Source organism: Neobacillus sp. BP17 (genome assembly GCF_059579525.1).
Genome location: NZ_CM184198.1, coordinates 3,292,344 through 3,313,640 on the forward strand (window position 1 = coordinate 3,292,344; position 21,297 = coordinate 3,313,640).

At 37.2% G+C, this 21,297-nt stretch carries 14 protein-coding genes; 2 read left to right on the forward strand and 12 right to left on the reverse strand.

Going from position 1 to position 21,297, the window contains the following annotated elements; all coding sequences use genetic code 11:
- Positions 1-349 precede the first annotated feature (349 nt).
- From AC4QJR_RS15980 to pdxR, 5 genes are all read right to left on the reverse strand, one after another.
- Positions 350-3,961: a S8 family serine peptidase gene (locus AC4QJR_RS15980; RefSeq protein WP_496523470.1), complete on the reverse strand. Its 3,612-nt coding sequence runs from the start codon at positions 3,959-3,961 to the stop codon at positions 350-352.
- A gap of 627 nt (positions 3,962-4,588) precedes the next feature.
- Positions 4,589-5,530 (reverse strand): peptide ABC transporter permease, encoded by a 942-nt coding sequence (locus AC4QJR_RS15985; RefSeq protein ID WP_496523471.1) that lies wholly within the window; start codon positions 5,528-5,530, stop codon positions 4,589-4,591.
- 34 nt (positions 5,531-5,564) lie between these two features.
- Complete coding sequence (locus AC4QJR_RS15990; RefSeq protein ID WP_496523472.1) at positions 5,565-6,416, reverse strand: ABC transporter permease subunit; 852 nt, start codon at positions 6,414-6,416, stop codon at positions 5,565-5,567.
- The gene (hisC, locus tag AC4QJR_RS15995) at positions 6,413-7,552 is read right to left on the reverse strand and encodes a histidinol-phosphate transaminase (protein ID WP_496523473.1); all 1,140 of its coding nucleotides are present in this window, start codon (positions 7,550-7,552) and stop codon (positions 6,413-6,415) included. The genes AC4QJR_RS15990 and hisC overlap by 4 nt, the downstream gene beginning before the upstream one ends.
- A 267-nt stretch (positions 7,553-7,819) precedes the next feature.
- Positions 7,820-9,250 carry a MocR-like pyridoxine biosynthesis transcription factor PdxR gene (pdxR, locus tag AC4QJR_RS16000; protein WP_496523474.1) on the reverse strand — a complete coding sequence of 477 codons (1,431 nt, stop codon included), beginning with the start codon at positions 9,248-9,250 and terminating at the stop codon, positions 7,820-7,822.
- A 425-nt stretch (positions 9,251-9,675) separates the two neighbouring features.
- Between pdxR and deoC the strand changes: the two genes are divergently transcribed.
- Positions 9,676-10,341 (forward strand): deoxyribose-phosphate aldolase, encoded by a 666-nt coding sequence (gene deoC, locus AC4QJR_RS16005; RefSeq protein ID WP_496523475.1) that lies wholly within the window; start codon positions 9,676-9,678, stop codon positions 10,339-10,341.
- A gap of 285 nt (positions 10,342-10,626) precedes the next feature.
- Here the strand turns inward: deoC and AC4QJR_RS16010 are convergent, their stop codons facing one another.
- From AC4QJR_RS16010 to AC4QJR_RS16040, 7 genes are all read right to left on the reverse strand, one after another.
- Complete coding sequence (locus AC4QJR_RS16010; protein WP_496523476.1) at positions 10,627-14,178, reverse strand: S8 family peptidase; 3,552 nt, start codon at positions 14,176-14,178, stop codon at positions 10,627-10,629.
- Positions 14,179-14,508: 330 nt separating this feature from the next.
- A complete protein-coding gene (locus AC4QJR_RS16015; protein ID WP_496523477.1) occupies positions 14,509-15,117 on the reverse strand; it encodes a TetR/AcrR family transcriptional regulator in 609 nt (202 codons plus the stop codon).
- A gap of 202 nt (positions 15,118-15,319) precedes the next feature.
- On the reverse strand, positions 15,320-15,799 hold the full coding sequence (locus AC4QJR_RS16020; RefSeq protein ID WP_496523478.1) for a carboxymuconolactone decarboxylase family protein: 480 nt from the start codon (positions 15,797-15,799) through the stop codon (positions 15,320-15,322).
- Between the two features lie 205 nt (positions 15,800-16,004).
- A complete protein-coding gene (locus tag AC4QJR_RS16025; RefSeq protein WP_496523479.1) occupies positions 16,005-16,457 on the reverse strand; it encodes a carboxymuconolactone decarboxylase family protein in 453 nt (150 codons plus the stop codon).
- A gap of 738 nt (positions 16,458-17,195) precedes the next feature.
- A complete protein-coding gene (locus tag AC4QJR_RS16030) occupies positions 17,196-17,675 on the reverse strand; it encodes a carboxymuconolactone decarboxylase family protein (RefSeq protein ID WP_496523480.1) in 480 nt (159 codons plus the stop codon).
- A gap of 699 nt (positions 17,676-18,374) precedes the next feature.
- Positions 18,375-18,854, reverse strand: coding sequence for a carboxymuconolactone decarboxylase family protein (locus tag AC4QJR_RS16035; RefSeq protein ID WP_496523481.1), 480 nt, complete (start codon positions 18,852-18,854; stop codon positions 18,375-18,377).
- 291 nt (positions 18,855-19,145) lie between these two features.
- A complete protein-coding gene (locus tag AC4QJR_RS16040; RefSeq protein WP_496523482.1) occupies positions 19,146-19,625 on the reverse strand; it encodes a carboxymuconolactone decarboxylase family protein in 480 nt (159 codons plus the stop codon).
- Positions 19,626-20,258: 633 nt separating this feature from the next.
- Here AC4QJR_RS16040 and sigJ point away from each other — a divergent pair.
- Complete coding sequence (gene sigJ, locus AC4QJR_RS16045) at positions 20,259-21,122, forward strand: RNA polymerase sigma factor SigJ (protein ID WP_496523483.1); 864 nt, start codon at positions 20,259-20,261, stop codon at positions 21,120-21,122.
- Positions 21,123-21,297: the final 175 nt, after the last annotated feature.

Consider the following 21,297-nt stretch of genomic DNA (forward strand, 5'->3'; position numbering starts at 1 on the left):
GCAATCCTTTATTGCTTATACAATTCTTGGTTATTCCCACTCCCATTCTTCTCAAAGAGCTTAATTCGAAGAGGTTCTATAAATAAAACGAGTTAAAGGGAAATTTTGTGACATATGAACTCCTTAAATTTGTACGATCATTTCCTGTTACATTCTTAATAGGTATTGCAATTTTGGAACGAAAGGCCTTTTCCACCGCTTCATCTATCGAAAAAAACTGGATTTGAACCGCATAACCATCCCATGATAATGATAAGCGACAGCTCACGCATTTGTATGGATGGTGAACTGTCACTCCTCCTTTCATAACTTTCAAGCTATTTCAATAAATTTCTCCATTGACAAAAATTTATTTGCCTTGACCTTGAATAGTTGGAATCGCATTCCCCTTTACTTTAACCATAGCTTTATTGGGATGCGTATTATCCTTAGGTGTTTCAATCACAGATCCTGAAATCTCATTGTTCATGACTGCTCGAATCATCATGTTACCATATTGTGGATCCGTATTGTGTGCCCAAGTTCCATTATACAGAAACCAATTTCGGTCATGGAAAGGGCTATTTTGATCACTTTTGAGACTTGGTATTGTACGGGAGGCAGCAGTGTCAGGCTGTATATAGACTAGATAGAAATCTTCCGTGACAAAAATGTTTTTATCCGCTAAATCGACATGAGTCCATTCCCCATCAGTCCGGGCAACTGCTTCAAACGGACCGGCGATTTTTTTACCAGGAGCTCCGTTAGCACCGGTTGAATCATAAACGGCTACTTGAAATCTAGTCCCCCCGTAAGGATATTCTGTATTCACTTTAAAGAGTCCGCCTGTCAGCCAAGATTTCATGACGCCTTCTTCCAATGACATTCTAATCGCAAAGCCATTATTAGCATCGTTCCAATACCATGATTCTTCCGAAGTTCCATCATCATAGCCAATTTCTCCAGGAGTTCCCAAAAATCTTTCCAATTCAACATTCTGTTTGATTTTCCTTTTCGGCAGGAGTGTAATGGAGTAATCATGATAAACATAATCTTTCTTGAACACATGTAACGTATAGGTACCTTCATAGGCTGTAAGTGTAAATCTTCCATTACTATCCGTTTTCACAGGAGTAATGGCGGCATCCTCTACTAAAGTGATGATAGCATCTGATAGTGGTTTCCCTGTCGTTTGATCCTTGACGACCCCTTTTACTGTTCCTTTCCCTAAGGGTTGAAGATTAATGTTTGCTTCGACGGTCCCTTCTTTTGGAATTGAAACAGGTTGGTCTTTGGAATGAAAACCATATGCCTCAGCACGAATAGTGAATTCCCCTGCATAATGCGATATGGAGAACCTTCCATTTGCAGGATTAGTTGCAACTGAGTATCCAGAGTCCACTAGCGTTACCGTTGCACCCATTGGCAATACATCCGGATGACTAGAAGTATTCTCAACCAATGTAGCTGTCGGAGCTAAAAAATTAGTATATGCTAGTTCTTTTGTATGAATTTCTCCCGTTGTCCTTTTCACCTTACTACCCACTAGTGGTTTGTCTGTTAAGGATATATCATCCAAGTACCAGCCATCATAAGTTCTTGTTTCAAATCCTGTTTGTTTTGTAAACATATAGAAGCTGATATAAATTCGCTTTCCAGCATATGCCGAAAGATCTACTTCTTCATCAATCCATCCATCAGTAGTATACTCAATTGGTATCCCATTTTCACCATATTTAGTGGCCTCCGTTCTTGTCACTAATTCCCAGTTTTTGCGGTCGGTAGAGACAAGGACTGCTCCAAAATCGATTGAACGATCGATACCCTCTGGACTAAAGTCATACCACTGTTTAAACTGCAGGTACGAATTACCACCTTCTGGTATGTCGATCGGAGGCATATGGAGATACGATAACGTTTCAAATATACCGTCATATTCACGGGGGATTTCTTTACTATAGTATACGTTTTTTCCTGAGAAAGCCTGGCCAGGTCCTGCTTCTGGGCTGCCCCATTTCCAATTGTTTTTTAATCCTTCTGAATACCAGCCTTCAGGAACAGCTTCTAAATCTTGATAATAACCAATTGTAATCGCAGGCTTAACTTCTACCTTAAACTCCGGAGAAGTTACTTGATTTTGTGCATAATCGACCATTTTCCATTTATACGTAAACGTACCCATCTCTTTCTTTACATCATTACCTGGAACTACAGCTTGATACGTCCCACTCCTAAAATCACCAGCTGTTCTCGTTGCTTTTACCGTCTTCATTTGTTGACCAGCTAAATACTGAATTTCTACAGTCTCTACACTGATGTTGTCTTGCACTTCCACTATTAATGGCAGCACTACCCGGTCGTATACAAAATCTGGAGAGGTATGCTGATAAGTTGGATTTGCTTTATCTTTTCCATCATATACGACTGAACCTTCAATTTTCCCAAATCCATTATTAATAGTTTTTATTGCATTGTAGGCGTTAACAAGTCCATGTCCATACCCATGGTTAGGGGACGACGGAAATTCTGTGTTTGTCAATGGGATTGCCGATTTGAACAGTATTTCCTCAATTTGGTCAATTGAGTAGGATGCATTTGCTTGCTTTAACAAAGCTACTACTCCCGAAATATGAGGTGCTGCCATTGATGTACCACTCATCAGTTCATAGTTATTGGAAGGTATGGCTGAGCGGATATTGACACCTGGTGCAGAAATATCTGGTTTTAATTCGTCATATGGAGCTGGTCCACGGGAAGAGAACCACGCCAAGTCATTGTGATCATCTGTTGCTGCAACTGCAAAAGATTCTGGATAGTTTGCAGGAAAGGAAACCCATTCTTCCCCGTTAGAACCGAGATTGCCAGCTGCAAATACTGGGAAGATATTGGCAGCCCTCCAATTTTGAACCATGGGGCGATACCATTCATCTAGTCCAGGGCCACCTCCCCAGGAGTTGTTTACGACATCCGGGGCTAATTCGGGATGCGGATTACCTTCAGAATCTTTTGGTGCCAAGATCCACTCGCCAGCTTCGAGAAAATCGACATCATAACCAATACCCTCGCCAGATAATGCTTTAACCCCAATCCATTTTGCACCAGGGGCAACACCAATTTGGTTACTCCCATCAGGCTCAGAGCCGACCATAGTACCAACCGTATGTGTACCATGGTTATTATCATCATACGGGGTTTCTTTTCCTCCGATGGCATCAAACCAATTAAATTGATGATCTGGTTGATTTGGATTGGATCGATTGTATCCTCGGTATTTTTCTATTAAGGCAGGATGGTCCCACTGAACACCTGTATCAATACTAGCTACCACAATTCCTGCTCCATCGATTCCCATATCCCATACCTGGGGGGCTCCGACTTTTTCAACTCCCCATTCAACCGTTGATGAATTTAGATTGGTCTTTTTTACCTTAGGTTGGATCGGTGTGATTATTTGCCGCGTTTCATTTGGAAGAATTTTTGCTACCTCCGGGAATGCTGCCAATTTGTCCATTACAGCCTTGGTTGCTGTTACCGCTATCGCATTCACAACATAGAACGATTGGATGCTTTCAACTTCTCCTCTTTGCTTTTCGTTCTCAAGATAATCCATTACTTCCGTCTGAGTTTCCATTGCGGTATTTCTTAAGGACGTAACTACAGTAGAACGGACTTGAAGTTCTGTTTTTGCTGCAGTTAGTTTTTGTTTTTTCGCTTTTTCTGCTGCTTCCATTGCTACTTTCGTTGTATCAACCTGATCCTGAAACTTTAATAGGAATGTGATCTGATCCTGATCCTTAAATTGTTTAATAAGCTTAGAATCTACTTTATTTTCAATAGATGTGTTTTTAATTGCCGATATTGGCTTACTCTCTATAGAACCTCCCTGTGCTACTGCGATATTGGGAAGAACAAGGCTGATAAAGAGAATGAAAGACACTAGTAAACTTAAAGAAAAATGCAACCTACTTATTCTTTTTTTCAAAATGGGGTGAACTCCTCTCATCTTTTTGTTGGATAACCCATAGCCTTCGAAGTTGCAGGGTTAATACAACCTTTTTACTAAAAAAAAATAGACCTCCTTTGAATTTTTTGAAGGTTAACACAATAGTAAAAGTATTCCGAATTATTCACAATACAACATTTTCGATTGAATTGATTAAGAAATAAGATAAAAAAACTGATTATATAAAACATTAACTTAATGGATCTTTTATTCCTTCTTACAGTAGGAAAACGAAGAAAAAGCATATACAAATCTTAACTATAAATTCCACAATTTTACCTCCTCTATTTGTAAAAAAGCCATTTTCTATAGTTAGAAAATGACTTTTATTTTAGGATAGAAAATGTTATTTCCTCCACCCGATGCTCTCTTGCTTCTCTTTGTTAACTATTAATTTAAAAACATCCGGTCTTGAATAACTGCAACTCTTACACTTTCATTTATCATATAATTGACCTCCTACTCGGTCCCAATTTCTAACGATTGGGTAATATATATATAGATTCATATTAAAATTTTATTTATTATCCAAATATCTCACCCGCAGGACTAGACCTGTCCCTGATGCTCCGGCTTTAGCAGCAATTTCGCATGCACGTAGACTTCTTATTTAATTGATCTTGTACCACCTTCTTTTTTTAAAAAAGCTTCCATGCTTTGTTTTATTAACGCTACACAAACTGCCGTGAGGATAAAAAATCCGATGGGTACTAAGATAATCCATTGATTGCTATAAAGATAGCTTATATTTCCACCTATGACACCCGACCATTCATACGAAACAGAGTGAGGCAGTTCTACATCGATGTCACCATAGGGAACAGAGGTCCCTCCAAAGAAAAGGCTCATAAACCCAAGATGCGCTAATAACTGGAGAGTTTGGATAAATTGCTGGCCAAATAACAGAATCCATTTTTCATATACATGAGGAATCATATGCTTAAAAAAGATATACTTTTTACTTGATCCTAAAATTCTAGACGCCTCGATAAATGTCTCTTTTGAAACCACACGCAGTTCATTGGAAAGATGGATAGTTAAATTGGGAATAGCCACAGTGACAAGAATGACCGTCTGAAAAACAGCCCGCTCCCAAAAAGGGATTGGAAATCCACCTTTGGGCATCCATAGAACACTATATAGGATAAAATAAACAATGATGGTCTGAGGGACTATCGAAAATGGTTCAAAAATAGTTTTCAATCCGTTATATAACCGATGCTCTAAAGAGTAAGTGAATGAACTAACGATAATCGAGAAAATCATTCGAAGTGCTGTAACCAAAATAGTAATTCCAATCGTCCATTTGGCTCCTTCAATCATCATCATTCCTAAATCCCATCCAAATCGGTCAGATCCGAGCAGAAATTCCGTTAGCGGTGGAAACGGAGGCGCATCCAGCACATTCCCCTTTTCATCCGTATGAATTCTTACAACTCTAATTTCCCCATTATTCAACACGGTATTTAAAATGCTCCAAGTAAATAAGGTGATCAGGAAAAGCGTACTCAGTACGAACCTTTTCTTTTTTAATAAAAATCTGATCATAGGTCTAACTATCCTTTCTCATGTCGAAGCTTATCTAATCGTAAATACGGTAAACAATAAAAAAGGGAACAAAAATTAAGATGCAGCCGATAAAGAATGGATCCGTGCTCGTCAACATAATCCGCAAGAGACCATTCATATTAAACAAGTAATCTACCACAACTAGCGTGGAAAGCATTGTCCAAAAAATGGTCTTTGAAGTCCCAAACAATCCATCAGCAATATTTCTAAGAACATGGAACTTTAAAATATACGGGAGGGTAAAGCCTTTTGCTTTTGCTAACATAACATACTGCTTCTCCAATTCTGCTTCGATGGAGAGAAAGATCACTTTTGTCATGAAAAAGCTAACCGGAACACTTAAGCTGATTACTGGCAGGAGAATCGCTTTCTCCTGCACTGTCACCACTTGAGCTATCTTAATACCGGTTTTTTGATAAATGAAAATGACGGTAAATTGAAGAAATAGTACCAACATAAGGTCAGGGATTGCTTCCAATATTTCTAGAAAGCTTTTAAAATAATTGATTTTATTTTTGAAAAAAATCAAGAAAATATATGAAACAACCAATGAGATGCAGAAGGAGGCCATAATTCCCAGGCCAAGTATTTTCATTGAATCTAAATATCTATAAATAATATCTGGGAAAAGAGAATGTTTACCGTCTGCAATAAAAAAATCACTCAATGTAAAAACTCTTACATTTAATTTATAGATGGCCATCAAGTATTTTGATAGATTAAATGAAAGGTTTTCAAATAACATTGGAAATACAGCAATCCAAATCAGGATCTCCACTGCAATCACACACTGAAGAATCAGCAAGAATATGTTCTTCCCCCAACCGGTTCTTTTATCGTTTAAATATGCTACAAGTTCGTTCATTTTTGTTCTTCTTTAAAGTTATATAACTGTAAGTTTAAAAGGATTGAACTAATTGCTTCTATTAATATATAATTTTCTTCTGAAGTTCCAATTGATATACGGATATGTTCCGGCAATCCCCAAGTATCGCCATAACGAACGATAATACCTTTAGATAGAAGTTGTTGATAAATTTCCATAGCATTCTTCCCTAAGTAAACTAGTATGAAATTACTCATGCTCTCAGTAAAACGCAATCCTAGCTCTGTAAATGCTTTATATAACTGTTCCCGTCCTTCAGTATTTACTTTTATTGACTCTTCTAAATGTTCTTGGTCACTAATCGCTGCAGTGGCTGCAATTTGTGCGATACTATTGACATTAAACGGCTCTTTTACATGTACGATACTTTGAATAATACTTTCTGGTGCCGCACCAAAACCTACTCTCAAACCAGCAAGTCCATATATTTTTGAAAAGGTTTGTAAAACGATAATTGGATAACCAGAACGGACATACTCTAAACCATCTGTGTAATCCTTGTTAGTTGCAAAATGGCTATAGGCACTATCAAAAACTACTAAAATATGATTTGGCAATGATTGAAGCAGTTGTTCTAACATATTTTTCGGAAAATAGGTACCTGTCGGATTATTTGGGGAACAAATGTAAACCAATTTGGTTCGATCTGTAACAGCCGATAAAATCATATCTAAATTAAATTGGTACTCATGATCTAGAGGAACTGGTACAACTTTTGCCCCCATCAGGTGTGCACCGAAATCATATTCACTAAAGGATGGAGAAGGGACAATAATTTCATCATCTGGTTCAAGATAGGTTTCTGAGATTAAGGTTATTAATTCATCTGCCCCATTGGTAACAATTAACTGCTCAGCAGTCAGGGATAGATTAGAACCAATCGCTGTCTTCAACTCGACTGCATGTGCATCAGGATAACGATTAAGTTCGCAAAGACTATTTGAGATTGTTTCAAGGGCAATCGGTGACGGTCCAATTGGATTTTCGTTTGAAGCCAATTTAATCACTCTTGTCAATCCTAATTCCCTTTGAACTTCCCATAGGGGTTTTCCTGGGGTATAGGGCACGATATGATTTAATGCTTTCCGATGCTTAATCAGATTGATTTTATTCATTTTCCTTTTCTCCAATCGAATTAAAATAAATAGTGAATTGAAATAAAGTAACTATATGGTGAAGAGATAATTGTGAATCAAATTACACATTAAAGAATTATTTTCCATATGAGTAGACCATTTAATAAAATCCACTACTCCATAATATAGGACTTAGAAAATTTATAACCCTCCAATCTTATACTTTTTTAACCATCCATTATTACTCAATGTAAAAAAGAACCATGATCAAAATCATGATTCCTAGTAAAATCGTGGTTAATCTTTTTAAAGAGAATTTAGTGCATCTGCAAATCTTTTAATTCCTTCATGAATGGATTCCTCATCTTCCCTTGCGAAGGTAAAACGGACATATCCCTTTTTGGATCCCATCGTATAGCCTGGAACATATATGACTCCTCTTTTAATCGATTCTTCCAATAATTCTATTTCATTAAAATCCTTTTTAACCTTGCACCATATATGAATGCCTCCCTCTGGAATAGCAAATTCAATTTGATCCTTTAAATAAAAATCAAAACTAGTGACAATTTGATCCCTTCGTTTTTCTAACTCTTTCACCAATCTTTTAATATGTACATGGAAACTATCCGATTCCAGAAAATCATTTGCAATCCATTGAGTAAAGCTAGCATGTCCGAAGTCTATTTGTTGTTTTGCATCTGATAATCTTTCAATTACAGGCTTCGGTCCAATAATCCAGCCAATTCGCAACCCTGAAGCAACAATCTTTGATAAAGAACTAATATATAAGACATTTCCATTAGCATCCATCGATTTTAGTGTGGTAACTTCTTCTCCTCTGAAAGAGGTTAAACTATATGGATCATCTTCCACTACAGGAATCCCATGTTCTGACGATATATCTAGTATGGCTTTCCCCTTTTTCTCCCTAATTAAAGTCCCTGTGGGATTTTGAAAAGAAGGGTTTAAGAATATCATTTTAATTCGATGTTTCTTATATAGATCCAATAATTCATTTGGATTTATACCATCCTTTTCTACTGATAAATAATATGGTTTTATCCCGGCAGTTTTGAAAATTGGGAGATTAAAGCTATAGGAAGGATCTTCTATTGCTACTGCGTCACCTGGCTTTAATAGACATTGAACCACTAAATGAAGAGCCTGTTGTGCTCCAGATGTAATTAATATGGAAGAAGGATCTGTTTCAATTCTCCGAAATAGCTTCACATGATTCATAATGGTTTCCCTGAGTATCACGTTTCCCTGTGGATGATCATAACCTAAGCTTCCAATGAATGATCTTGTAGTTGTAATCTGTCTTAAGGAATCCAAAGGAAAAAGATCTTCTGATAATTCACCGCTAGCTAAATTAATGAGTTTATGTTCTACCGCTTCTTTTCGTATCCTTTGAGTTACAGGTAAATTGGGTAAAAACGACCCTGCCTCAATATACCGGTTCCAGCTTGGAATACGTTTCTTCGTAATCCCCCAGATATCCTTGCTTATCGTTGTCCCACTACCTCTATTTCTTTGAATCAATCCATTTGATTCCAGCTCATCATACGCGGACACAACTGTACTTCGGTTTACATTTAGTTCTTTAGCTAAGGATCGTTCTGATGGTAAGGGTTTATCCGGCGGGAATGTACCATTCGCAATACCATTTTCAAAATACTCAGCAAGCTGCTTATAAATAGCTTTTTTAGCCTTTCGATCTGGTTTCCAGTCCATTTACTACCTCCTTTTTATTTTTTTATATCATATATTATTTTTCTCTTTGTTTTTTTTAGTCCAACTGACAGTCATAAAAAAAATACCTTTAAGCCTCCTACAAGATGTGTTTAAAATTTCGGCAACATAAGTCTAATAGAAATGTACTATCTTCCCTCCTATAATAAAGAGCATTTCAGAAAAATAACCATCCATTTTTATAATATTTTAACCATCCACTATTTTAGAGAATACCACACGCCCATAAAACCTAGATAGAATCTGGTGGAAATATTAATGGAAGTGAATTGTATGAAATGTGACGATTTATCGAAATATAAAATAAGCATATACATAAGGGATTTTCTTGTTATAATCGAGACGGATATTGTTGTTGGTCGTCTGACAACTATTATTCCTATTTATTTTGAAAGGGGCTGTTTCATTTGAAATATGCAAATTTAATTGATAATACATTATTAAAGGCGGACACAAAAAAAGAAGCGATTGTAAAGTTATGTGAAGATGCAAAGCAATTTGGTTTTGCCTCTGTATGCGTAAATCCTACATGGGTAAGCTTATCAGCGGAACTTTTGCGCGATTCGGATGTAAATGTGTGTACGGTTATAGGGTTTCCATTAGGAGCGAATACCCCTGAAACAAAAGCGTTTGAGGCAAAAAATGCAATTGAGAATGGAGCGACGGAAGTCGATACAGTAATCAATATCGGGGCATTGAAAGATAAAAATGATGAACTGGTAGAGCAAGATATTCGTGTGGTTATAGATGTTGCAAAAGGAAAAGCATTAGTTAAGGTAATTATAGAGGCGAGCTTATTAACACAAGAAGAAAAAGTTCGAGCATGTGAATTAGCGGTAAAAGCGGGAGCTGATTATGTCAAAACATCAACTGGCTTTTCTTTGCATGGGGCAACAGTCGAGGATGTAGCATTAATGAGAAAAGCTGTAGGCCCAGACATTGGAGTAAAAGCTTCCGGCGGTGTCCGTGATCTTAAGGATTTGGAAGCCATGGTAGAGGCGGGAGCAACAAGAATTGGTTCAAGCTCAAGTGTTGCCTTATTCACTGGTAAAGAAGACTCTACTGGTTATTAATAAAAACAAAGAGGTATGTTTTACGGTTAAAAAGTGACTGATATGATACATGTTAATAGTGATTATAAAAGAAGTCCTCGTGGCTGAACACGAGGATTTCTTTTAAAGATTACCATGGACGATAATTAGCATTTTCTTCATAATCCGACCTATTGTTTTTTAAGAAATATAACCCCCCTTGACCCAATCGCCATGTACTCTTGGGCTGGTATAACCCCCAAAACTCTCATGAAATCCCGGCATACAAAAAAGCTGTCGAAAATAGCCGACAGCTTCAAGACCGCATTATTTTACTGTTAATTTATACGGCAATGCACTTGCATTTCCATTTTGTTCTTCTACTTTCATATAGTAGGTTCCTTTTTTGAGAGCAGCTTGTAGAATTTCGTAGTCAGCTTTGTCATAATAATCAGATTTTGCGATTTGTGTTCCTTTTGAGTCGTAGACTGTCACGATTCCGTCAAAGTCAAATGGTACTTCTAGCTTGATAGTGCGTTTACCGTTCTCCTTTTGAATGAATTTGTAATAGTCGGTATCACCTTTTCCTTCAGTCATGTTAATGTAACCAGATCGTGTATATTCCCCATTAGAGCTTTCTAAGGTAACTGGTTTAGAAGGAACATTATTTTTCATTACAGATCCAGCATCCTCATCATTCTCCGGTGCTTTTTTTACAGTAAACGTATAAGGAATAAGTGTTGTAACCATTTTATTGAAGTTTATAATCTTAAAGAAGTAGCCTCTGCCATTTTCAGCACGGAATGAGCCGATTTCTGGTTGATTTTCATAGCCGAATTCAACTATACGCAGGTTCCCTTCTTCGTCTTCTTCTAGTTTTCCATTGCCATTTGTATCTTCGTATATAAGAAGCGTGGAATCTAAAGGTTGTTTCAATACATCTTGCGCACTACTGTATTCTTCAGGGAGTGGATCTGGTTGAACAATGGCACTGTATACATCGGTTTCATCTGGTTTGAAATAGAAGGTATCGATATCCCCGATTGACGATAGGTTTCCTATAATTGGGTCAGTAGATATTGTCTTTGCTGTTTTAAACGTATCATTGTCTTCGTATGCATCATTAGCGTTGCTATATGCTGGTGAAATCTTGAACTCATATGGTTCAAAGTTAGGTCTGAATATTGCATCTGACATACGGAAAAAGTAGGTTTCACCTTTTTTCAAACCAAAATAAAATGGATTCATCCCTTTAAGTTCTGATTCAGCAGCAAGAGCGTTCTCATCCACACTTTGATAAATCTGATCGATATCGTTCGTTTTTTCATTGTACTTAAAGATAAGGACCATTGGAACATTGTAGCCTTCTTTGTTCGTAAAATTCATTTCAAATACAGAGTTTTCAGTTGGAGTCACTTTAATCCAATCTTCATCATTACTGTACTGGATGTAGCCTTTTCGGGTTGTTCCTAATTCATATGGAATAGGAACATCATTGATAAGATCATAATATGAAGAAATTGCTCCGCCATGGGAGAAGTCTAGGTTTGTGAATTTCCTATTAATTCCTTCCTTTTTTGCAAGATATTCCTCAATTTTTCCTTCTGCCAATGCATTTTTCGTTACGGTTTCCTTCGAGGATTCAGGGAAATGATCCTCACCTTCAGGTTGTGATGTTATTCCAAAGGAAACTTGATATGGATTTTGAGATGAATAGTTTCTACTAAAATCAATTTCTTTTCCAATAAAGATCTCATAATCACTTAGGGACGGTTTATTGGTCACTTCCACCATGTATTCCGAACCTGGAAGAACCGTAATGGACATCGACTCTGACTTACCATACCCTTTGGTGTTTAATTGATCAATGACATTGGTGTTTTCGACGGTTGTACCATCTTCATTTACATCAGATTTAATCATATGAAGCTTAAGCGATGGGTCCATACCCGCTACGCCTGATACATTAATTTTCATTACTTTTGCTGGATCACCTGCAATACCAGGAACCTTAAATCGATAAAAATCAGAATCTCCCGGAATAGGCTGCTCTTTACGTTCCGCTGGTGATGCTGATAATAACTCATCTGTATAATAATTTGAAAGTGATGTTGTAGATGGAAGTGAACGCAGTACGACCGGTTTTTCCATTGTATTACTATCATCATTTAGCTGATCTTTGCGGCTTACTTTCAGAGTATATTTTGAATTACCTGTTTCACCATATTGCCCAAACGAATCTTTTACGGCTAATACTACGGTTCCTTTTTTTGGAGCTTTGTATAAGGAACCTTCCTGTTTTCCTGCAGCTCCGTCATTGACTTCGATCGAATACTCCGGATTATTTTCGCCTTCGGGATAGAATTTAAGTTCATATTTCAAATCATATTGACTTGCTCCTTGAAGATTTACTTGGACATTTTGATCTTTTTCAACAGTAACCTTGTAATAGTCTGTTTGTTCGAGCCTTTCCAAGCTGCCTTCTACCGTTGTTTCCGAAGTTTCTATCGTAACAGGCAAATTTTTTGCTTTTTCTAATATCTGATCAGCTGAGACAACTGACTGGGCAGGAATCGTTTTAGGATCAAAGGAAAGCATCTTTACAAGGTCGATCATCCCATACCCATACTTGGTATCATATCCTGATTCTCCAAGATCCTTTCCTGTATGAGTTAAGATATAGTTTACTTGATATGGTGTAAGATTAGGATACTTTGATAATAATAGGGAAACAGCCCCTGCAACCATAGGTGATGCCATTGACGTACCGCTCATTTTTACAAACGAAGAGCCTTTTTCAAATGAATAGACAGACGAATAAATATTATTTCCAGGTGCTGTTACATCGACAGACGGGCCGTATGTAGAGAAATGAGTTAAGGCATTTTCCTCATCTGTAGCTCCGACGCTAATGACGCCATCATAGGAAGCAGGATAATTTATATGTTCAAAACCGTCATTACCTGCTGCAGCCACAATAACGATTCCACTATCAACGGCCTTTTTCACCGCATCTCTCAAGATCGGAGAGGGCTGCCAAGATCCTAAGCTCATATTCATGACATCTACATTTTGACGAATTGCTTCTAAAATACCTTCAGCTATGACATAGTCCGTTCCATACGGAGATCTGTTAAAAACGTCAATGGATACAATTTCAGAGTTTGGTGCGATTCCGTACCCACCGAGTTCATTATTTTTCTCGGCAGCAATGATCCCAGATACATGGGTACCATGAGAGTCAGGCGCTCCCTTTTTCATAGGATCCATTGCATTATAATTGACAACAATTTTATTGGTTAATTCAGGATGATTGGCATCAATTCCCGTATCAATAACTCCGACGCGAACTTTATTTGTCCCGGCGATTTTTTGTGCTTGTTCAACTTTAAGATTATTGAGATGATACATATCCGACGCTTTTAGATCTGGTGTTGGTATTATATTAGAGGCTTTTAAATTTGGTGTTACTAGTTTTTTTATGAGAGCACTTTTTGAAATAGAAGTTACCTTTGATAACTTTGCATAAGCTCTTGCAATATCTTCGAGCTTTGCCCCGCTTTGTACCTCTATCACATCATAGCCTAAAGATGATATTCTTTTTAATAGTTTCCCTCCAGCTTCATTATGTTCGCTTTCAGTAATCGGTGAGGAGTAGTGAATCACAAGTTGGTTGTCAGAAAATTGCTGGTCATTGTCAGGTCTAGAAGCTGTCTTAGCGTTAATTTTGTTTCCAACATGTTCTAGACGCTCTAATATAGGCCTATGATCTCCCGGAATCTTTGTGACAGCAAGTGAAGCGGTTGGTGGCAGTGCAGAAAAAAGTAGAGTTGCAGACAAGCTAATTGCTGCTAAGTTGTTAATCTTTTTCTTCTTCAAATCATTTCCCCCTTGAATTTTATAGGCTTTTAAAATTCGGAAAGTGTTGTGTACCTTTCTCCTCATTTGTAAACCTCATATTTTTTTATATTAATCAGCCTGTAAATACAGCCTGATAATATCAATCTCCTAATATTTGATTTCCTCTTGTAGACCCAATATTAAATAGTGTTTTCTATTCTTCTTTACGAAAAATTATAAGACCAGTCTTAATGTTATAAATGTTCAGAAAAATAAACAATACAAGATTTTAAATGATAATGATTGATATTTTAGATGAAAATAAACTGTAGAAATCAATTTTTCGAATTGTTTTAAGAGTGCTATGATTCACCTCTGCCTGCTGCAGCGAATAAATGTAGTCCACTGTTTCACTAGACAGTCTAAAATTAAGGTCATTTCCTGAGGCGATTTTTCCATCCCACTATCGAACCAATGCTGGATTACACCAAGGTGAGCGGCGCTGATATATGCGAGCGAATAATCCACTGGTACTTGCATTTCCTCAATTTTTAGTTCTTCCGCTATTTTCCGGATGTAGGCTTTCTTGATCAATTCCTTCATTTTGACCTGAAAGGACGGATCTCCTTTTGGTCCTAAAATGACCTTCATATAACTCGAATTTTCCTGAAAGTATTCGATCAGCTTCATGAAAATGGGGAAGGGTTCGGCCTGATTTGTATTGCTTACCGCCTCCTGTGATTTGTTTGCATATACTATATTCTGTATTCCTTTAATAATCTTTGCTTCACTTTGCTCCAACAAATCATATTTATCTCGGAAATGTAAATAAAATGTGCCTCGATGAATACTCGCTTTTTCCGTTAAATCGCTGACTGTAATCCCTTCAAACCCTTTTTCCTCCATCAACTCGGTGAGAGCATCCCAGATCATCCGTTTTGTTCGTAGAATCCTCCGGTCTGCCGTTTTTTCTGCCATTTTGCTGTCCTCCAAAAATAGATATAAATATCAGAAAAACAGAAAAACCCATATCTCTAAAGATACCGGTTTTATCTGTTTTATTGATTTTTGAAAATTTATTAGTCTAGCCCTTCATCAGAAATCGTGTTGTTGATGTCACCTAGTAAAGTAGATGATGCCACTACCTTATAATCCATTTCACATTTGGCTCATAGCACTCTTAGCTCAGGCCAGCTTTTGTTAATCCATAGGCTTGGTCAGCTGTTCCTGGTTCGGTTTTGAAAGCAACATTAACACGGTTCCAAGCATTAATGGCCATAATTGAGAAGGTAAGATCTGATAACTCTTTTTCTGAAAACTGACCACGAACACGGTCATAAAGGTCATCTGGTACACCATGCTCAGGCAGCTTTGTCAAAATCTCTGTCCATGCGAGTGCCGCGCGCTCACGTGGACTAAATAGTGTTGATTCACGCCAAATTGTAGTGTGGTAAAGACGAAGCTCTCTCTCGCCATGGATTTTAGCTTCTTTAACGTGCATATCTAAGCAAAAGCCACAACCATTTATTTGTGAAGCTCTGATGTGAACTAAATGACGGATTGATTCTTCAATTGAACTTTCCTTCTCTTGCATGCTTAGTCCCATCAACTTTTTAAAAAATTCTGGTGATTCTTTCATATAATTTATACGTTCAGTCATAATTGTATCCCTCTCTTTTCCTTTTTATTGGTAATCAATATATAAACATGTAACTGTAAATACACGACTAGAAGATCAAACAGTAAAGATTATTCCCGAAATAAAAATACCTTATCCGGCTGTCTTCACCTACATTTGCCTTCAAATATATAACGACTATATGACTTATTCTGTGACACTGCCCCCAAACTTTTATTCTCTAATTCTAATGCCGCATTTGACGTCCCGTTTCAGTCTTGAAGCCGATGTTTATGCGGTCCCAACCATTAACCGAAACGACCAAGAAACTAAGATCGGAGATTTCTTTTTCAGACAACTGAGCGCGAACACTGTCATACACGTCCTCGGGTACGCCTTGATTAGGCAGTTTGGTCAGAATTTCGGTCCATGTCAGAGCAGCCCTTTCCCGCGGAGTAAACAGAGTCGATTCCCGCCACGATGCAATATGAGAGAGGCGTAGCTCGCTCTCGCCATGAATCTCGGCCTGCTGGACGTGCCTATCTAGACAAAACCCGCACTCATTTATTTGTGAAGCTCTGATCGAAACGAGATCGATAATTTTCCCTTCAATTGAGCTTTCACCTAAGGCGTTGGTAAATGCTAAAAACTTTTTGAAGAGTTCTGGTGATTGCTGAGCGAAATTTACACGTTGTGTCATAACAGTACCTCTCCTTACTGAATATATTGACAAATGTTCTCAATAGACAATACGAAACAAATTCTAAATCTGAAGCAACATAAAGTCCTGTCGATGTATTGAATTATCCCCTCTTCGAACATGTAACACGTACGCCAGCTATATGAAATCATTAGACAAGCGATAAGCTCCCAATTCTTGAAGGCTGTCAACATGGATAACCGAAGCTAAGGATGAACAAGTACACCGTCATCCACCACGGAATCAGAATACGGATGTCATCTTGCAGCTTATTAAGCACGGGTTGCTACAAAACAAGGAATGGTCGGACTTAAGTTCCGTCATCTGACAATCTTAGTTTATACAGCTTAGTTTCCGGTTATGCCGGAGAGGAGAACCTTCTTTGGGGCTAATAGATCCGAGTTTTCGACCATAAGGAACCGGCTAGCTTCACAAAATCTGCAGTCTTCCAACCAAAAATTAATTCTGCTAAGATTGCTTGGTATTTCGAGACCTTACATGACTTTATGAAAAATAGTTCGGTAGGTCGTTTTGATTTTTATAAAGATGACTCATGTAACTCCAAAATATAACATACATGTTTGAATACTAATGATGGTTTCAGTATAAAGATATAGAAATCAGAAAAACAGAAAAACCAATTCCCCTAAAGGTACCGGTTTTTCTGTTTTAATGATATATGATAATCTCTTAGTATAGCTTTTATCAAGATCGTTTCATATTTGGCATTTAAAACTCTTAGCTTAGGCCAGCTTTTGTTAATCCATAGGCTTGGTCAGCTGTTCCTGGTTCCGTTTTGAAAGCAACATTAACACGGTTCCAAGCATTAATGGCCATAATTGAGAAGGTAAGATCTGATAACTCTTTTTCTGAAAACTGACCACGAACACGGTCATAAAGGTCATCTGATACACCATACTCAGGCAGCTTTGTCAAAATCTCTGTCCATGCGAGTGCCGCGCGCTCACGTGGACTAAATAGTGTTGATTCACGCCAAATTGGAGTGTGGTAAAGACGCAGCTCTCTCTCACCATGGATTTTAGCTTCTTTAACGTGCATATCTAAGCAAAAACCACATCCATTCATTTGTGAAGCTCTGATGTGAACTAAATGACGGATTGATTCTTCAATTGAACTTTCCTTCTCTTGCATGCTAAGTCCCATCAACTTATTTAAAAATTCTGGTGATTCTTTCATATAATTAATACGTTTAGTCATAATTGGTATACCTCTCTTTTCCTGTTTAATTGTATTCAATGAGCGCAAACAGTAAAGATCATTACCGAATTAAAAGTTGCTAATCCAGCTGTCATCTTCACCTACATTTGCCTTCAAATATATAACGACTAAATGACTCATTCTGTGACAAGTAGTCAATTAGAATTAGATTGGTTCGTTCTCATTCAATAATTATCCCTACTCTTCCCTACTTTTTACACTCCCCCTTGACCCTTGATTCATAATTGTATAAATTCAGATGAAGTATTAGTTGATCTTTGGGAAGCAGCTAACCTTCTTTATAATGCTTCCTTTATTTCTCCATCTACACCCATTTAACGACTAAGTGTTTTATTCTGTGACAAGGTGTTTAATTAAAAGAGTTTAAAAAATATTCTAAGAGTTTAAGGATGTTATTCTCTATGCTATGCAATCCAGTCATTCTATCTAATATATTAGTAAAAGTTTGATTTCAAACTTTAATATGGACATGTATGAATACTTACGATTGTTCCACTAAATAGATATAAATATCAGAAAAACAGAAAAACCAATATCCCTAAAGATACTGGTTTTTTCTGTTTTATTGATGTATGAAAATTTATTAGACTAGCCCTTCATCAGAAATCGTCATGACACTCAGAAAAGGTGATGCTGCCGCTACCTCATGATTCAATTCACATTTTGATCATATCACTATTAGCTTAGACCCGCTTTTGTTAATCCATAGGCTTGGTCAGCTGTTCCTGGTTCCGTTTTAAAAGCAACATTAACACGGTTCCAAGCATTAATGGCCATAATTGAGAAGGTAAGATCTGATAGCTCTTTTTCTGAAAACTGATCACGAACACGGTCATAAAGGTCATCTGGTACACCATGCTCAGGCAGCTTTGTCAAAATCTCTGTCCATGCGAGTGCCGCACGCTCACGTGGACTAAATAGTGTTGATTCACGCCAAATTGGAGTGTGGTAAAGACGCAGCTCTCTCTCACCATGGATTTTAGCTTCTTTAACGTGCATATCTAAGCAAAAACCACATCCATTCATTTGTGAAGCTCTGATGTGAACTAAATGACGGATTGATTCTTCAATTGAACTTTCCTTCTCTTGCATGCTAAGTCCCATCAGCTTTTTAAAAAATTCTGGTGATTCTTTCATATAATTAATACGTTCAGTCATAGTTGGTATACCTCTCTTTTCCTTATTAGTTGTAATAATTGTATAAACATGTACCTGGAAATACACGACTAGAAGACCCAACAGTAAAGATTATTCCCGAAATAAAATTCCCTTATCCGGCTATCTTCACCTGCATTTGCCTTCAAATATATAACGAGTATATGACTTATTCTGTGACAGACATCCAATTAGAATTAGATTTCGAGGCATTCAACAGAAACCGTGTAACACCTATAGTAGGTGATGTGCCCACTACCTCAAGATCCATTTCACATTTATCTCATATTACTCTTAACTTAGACCCGCTTTTGTTAATCCATAGGCTTGGTCAGCTGTACCTGGTTCCGTTTTGAAAGCAACATTAACACGGTTCCAAGCATTAATGGCCATAATTGAGAAGGTAAGATCTGATAACTCTTTTTCTGAAAACTGACCACGAACACGGTCATAAATGTCATCCGGTACACCATGCTCAGGCAGCTTTGTCAAAATCTCTGTCCATGCGAGTGCCGCACGCTCACGTGGACTAAATAGTGTTGATTCACGCCAAATTGGAGTGTGGTAAAGACGCAACTCTCTCTCTCCATGGATTTTAGCTTCTTTAACGTGCATATCTAAGCAAAAACCACATCCATTCATTTGTGAAGCTCTGATGTGAACTAAATGACGGATTGATTCTTCAATTGAACTTTCCTTCTCTTGCATGCTAAGTCCCATCAACTTATTTAAAAATTCTGGTGATTCTTTCATATAATTAATACGTTTAGTCATAATTGGTATACCTCTCTTTTCCTTATTATTGGTAATCACTATATAAACATGTAACTGTAAATATACGACTAGAAGATCAAAAAGGAAAGATTATTCCCGAATTAAAAGTAGCTTATCCGGCTGTCATCTTCACCTACATTTGCCTTCAAATATATAACGACTAAATGACTCATTCTGTGACAAGTAGTCAATTAGAATTAGATTGGTTCTTTCTCATTCAATAATTATCCCTACTCTTTCCTGCTATTTACACTCCCACTTGATTCATATTTGTTTAAATTCAGATGAAGTATTAGCTGAACTTTTAGAAGCAGCTAACCTTTTGTAATACTGCTTCCATCACCTCTTCATCTACACCTATACAACGACTAAGTGATTCATTCTGTGACAAGGTGTTCAATTAAATGATTTTTTAAGAAAATACTCTTTCTTTTTTTCAAAACTATCAGGTTAACCGTTTTTTCATAATATTTTTAAGGTATACATATTTGGAATGTAGTAGGAAATGTTATATATGTTAAAAATTTATTAAAAAAAATACTATACTTTGTCACAAAATTGCTCCTCAGCTCGTTTTATATGAAGCCCATGCTACGGATTAGTGAATTGTAGAATGAGAATGGAAGTGAAAATATGCAAGAACTGTACGAAAAATATAAAAGGCTGCTGTTTAAACTCGCCTACCAACTGACAGGATCGGTTTCAGATGCGGAAGATATTGTCCATGACGTTTTTTTAAAATTATATGACGTACCTCAGGAGAAGTTGGGTGAACCTAAAGCTTATCTTTGTAAAATGGTAACCAATCGATGTCGGGATTTACAAAAAACAGCTCGCAAGAAGCGAGAACAATATTTTGGAGAATGGCTTCCAGAACCCTTATCTAATTCTGAAGAAGATTCAATGGACTCAGTCATCCATGACGATGAATTGTCTTATGGGATACTTGTGCTACTTGAAAAGCTTACACCAACGGAACGTGTCGTTTTTGTTCTTCGTGAAGCACTTAGCTTTGAGCATCATGAGATTGCAGAAATCATTGAAAAAAGCGAGGTGAATTGCCGCAAAATATTCAGCCGTGCAAATGCAAAGATGGGGATCAATTCTGAAGAGGAAGTTCATTCTGAAGCTACTTCTAAAGATTTTGTTCATGATTTTATAATAGCACTCAAACAGGGGAACCTGAATCAGGTCATAACTATGCTTGATCAAAATGTTGTACTTGTCGCAGATGGAGGAGGCAAGATATCAGCTGCTGTAAAACCAATTTTAGCACGGGATCGAGTTGTTAGGTTTCTGTTTGGTGGATTTCGTAAAGCGTCCATGTTTGATGGTATTTCACATATTGAAATCGGTAAAATTAACGGTCAACCTGCTCTTATTCTTCGTTCAAACGAAGGTATTCACACAGTTGGGATGATTCATGTCGAAAATAATATGATTCGCAACATATATATTGTCCGAAATCCAGACAAGCTGAAACATATAGGAATATGAAATCATTTTTAATAAAACAGACACAAGGAGCTAATATAAAATGAAATCCATCTGAACGGTGCAATAATATGGCCAATGGAGATAGTAATAGCATGGGATAATTACCCTTCATTATCTTTTAAATATCTTAAAAGCTTAAAGGGCAAGTAAATAGCCGTTTAAGCTTTTTAATTTT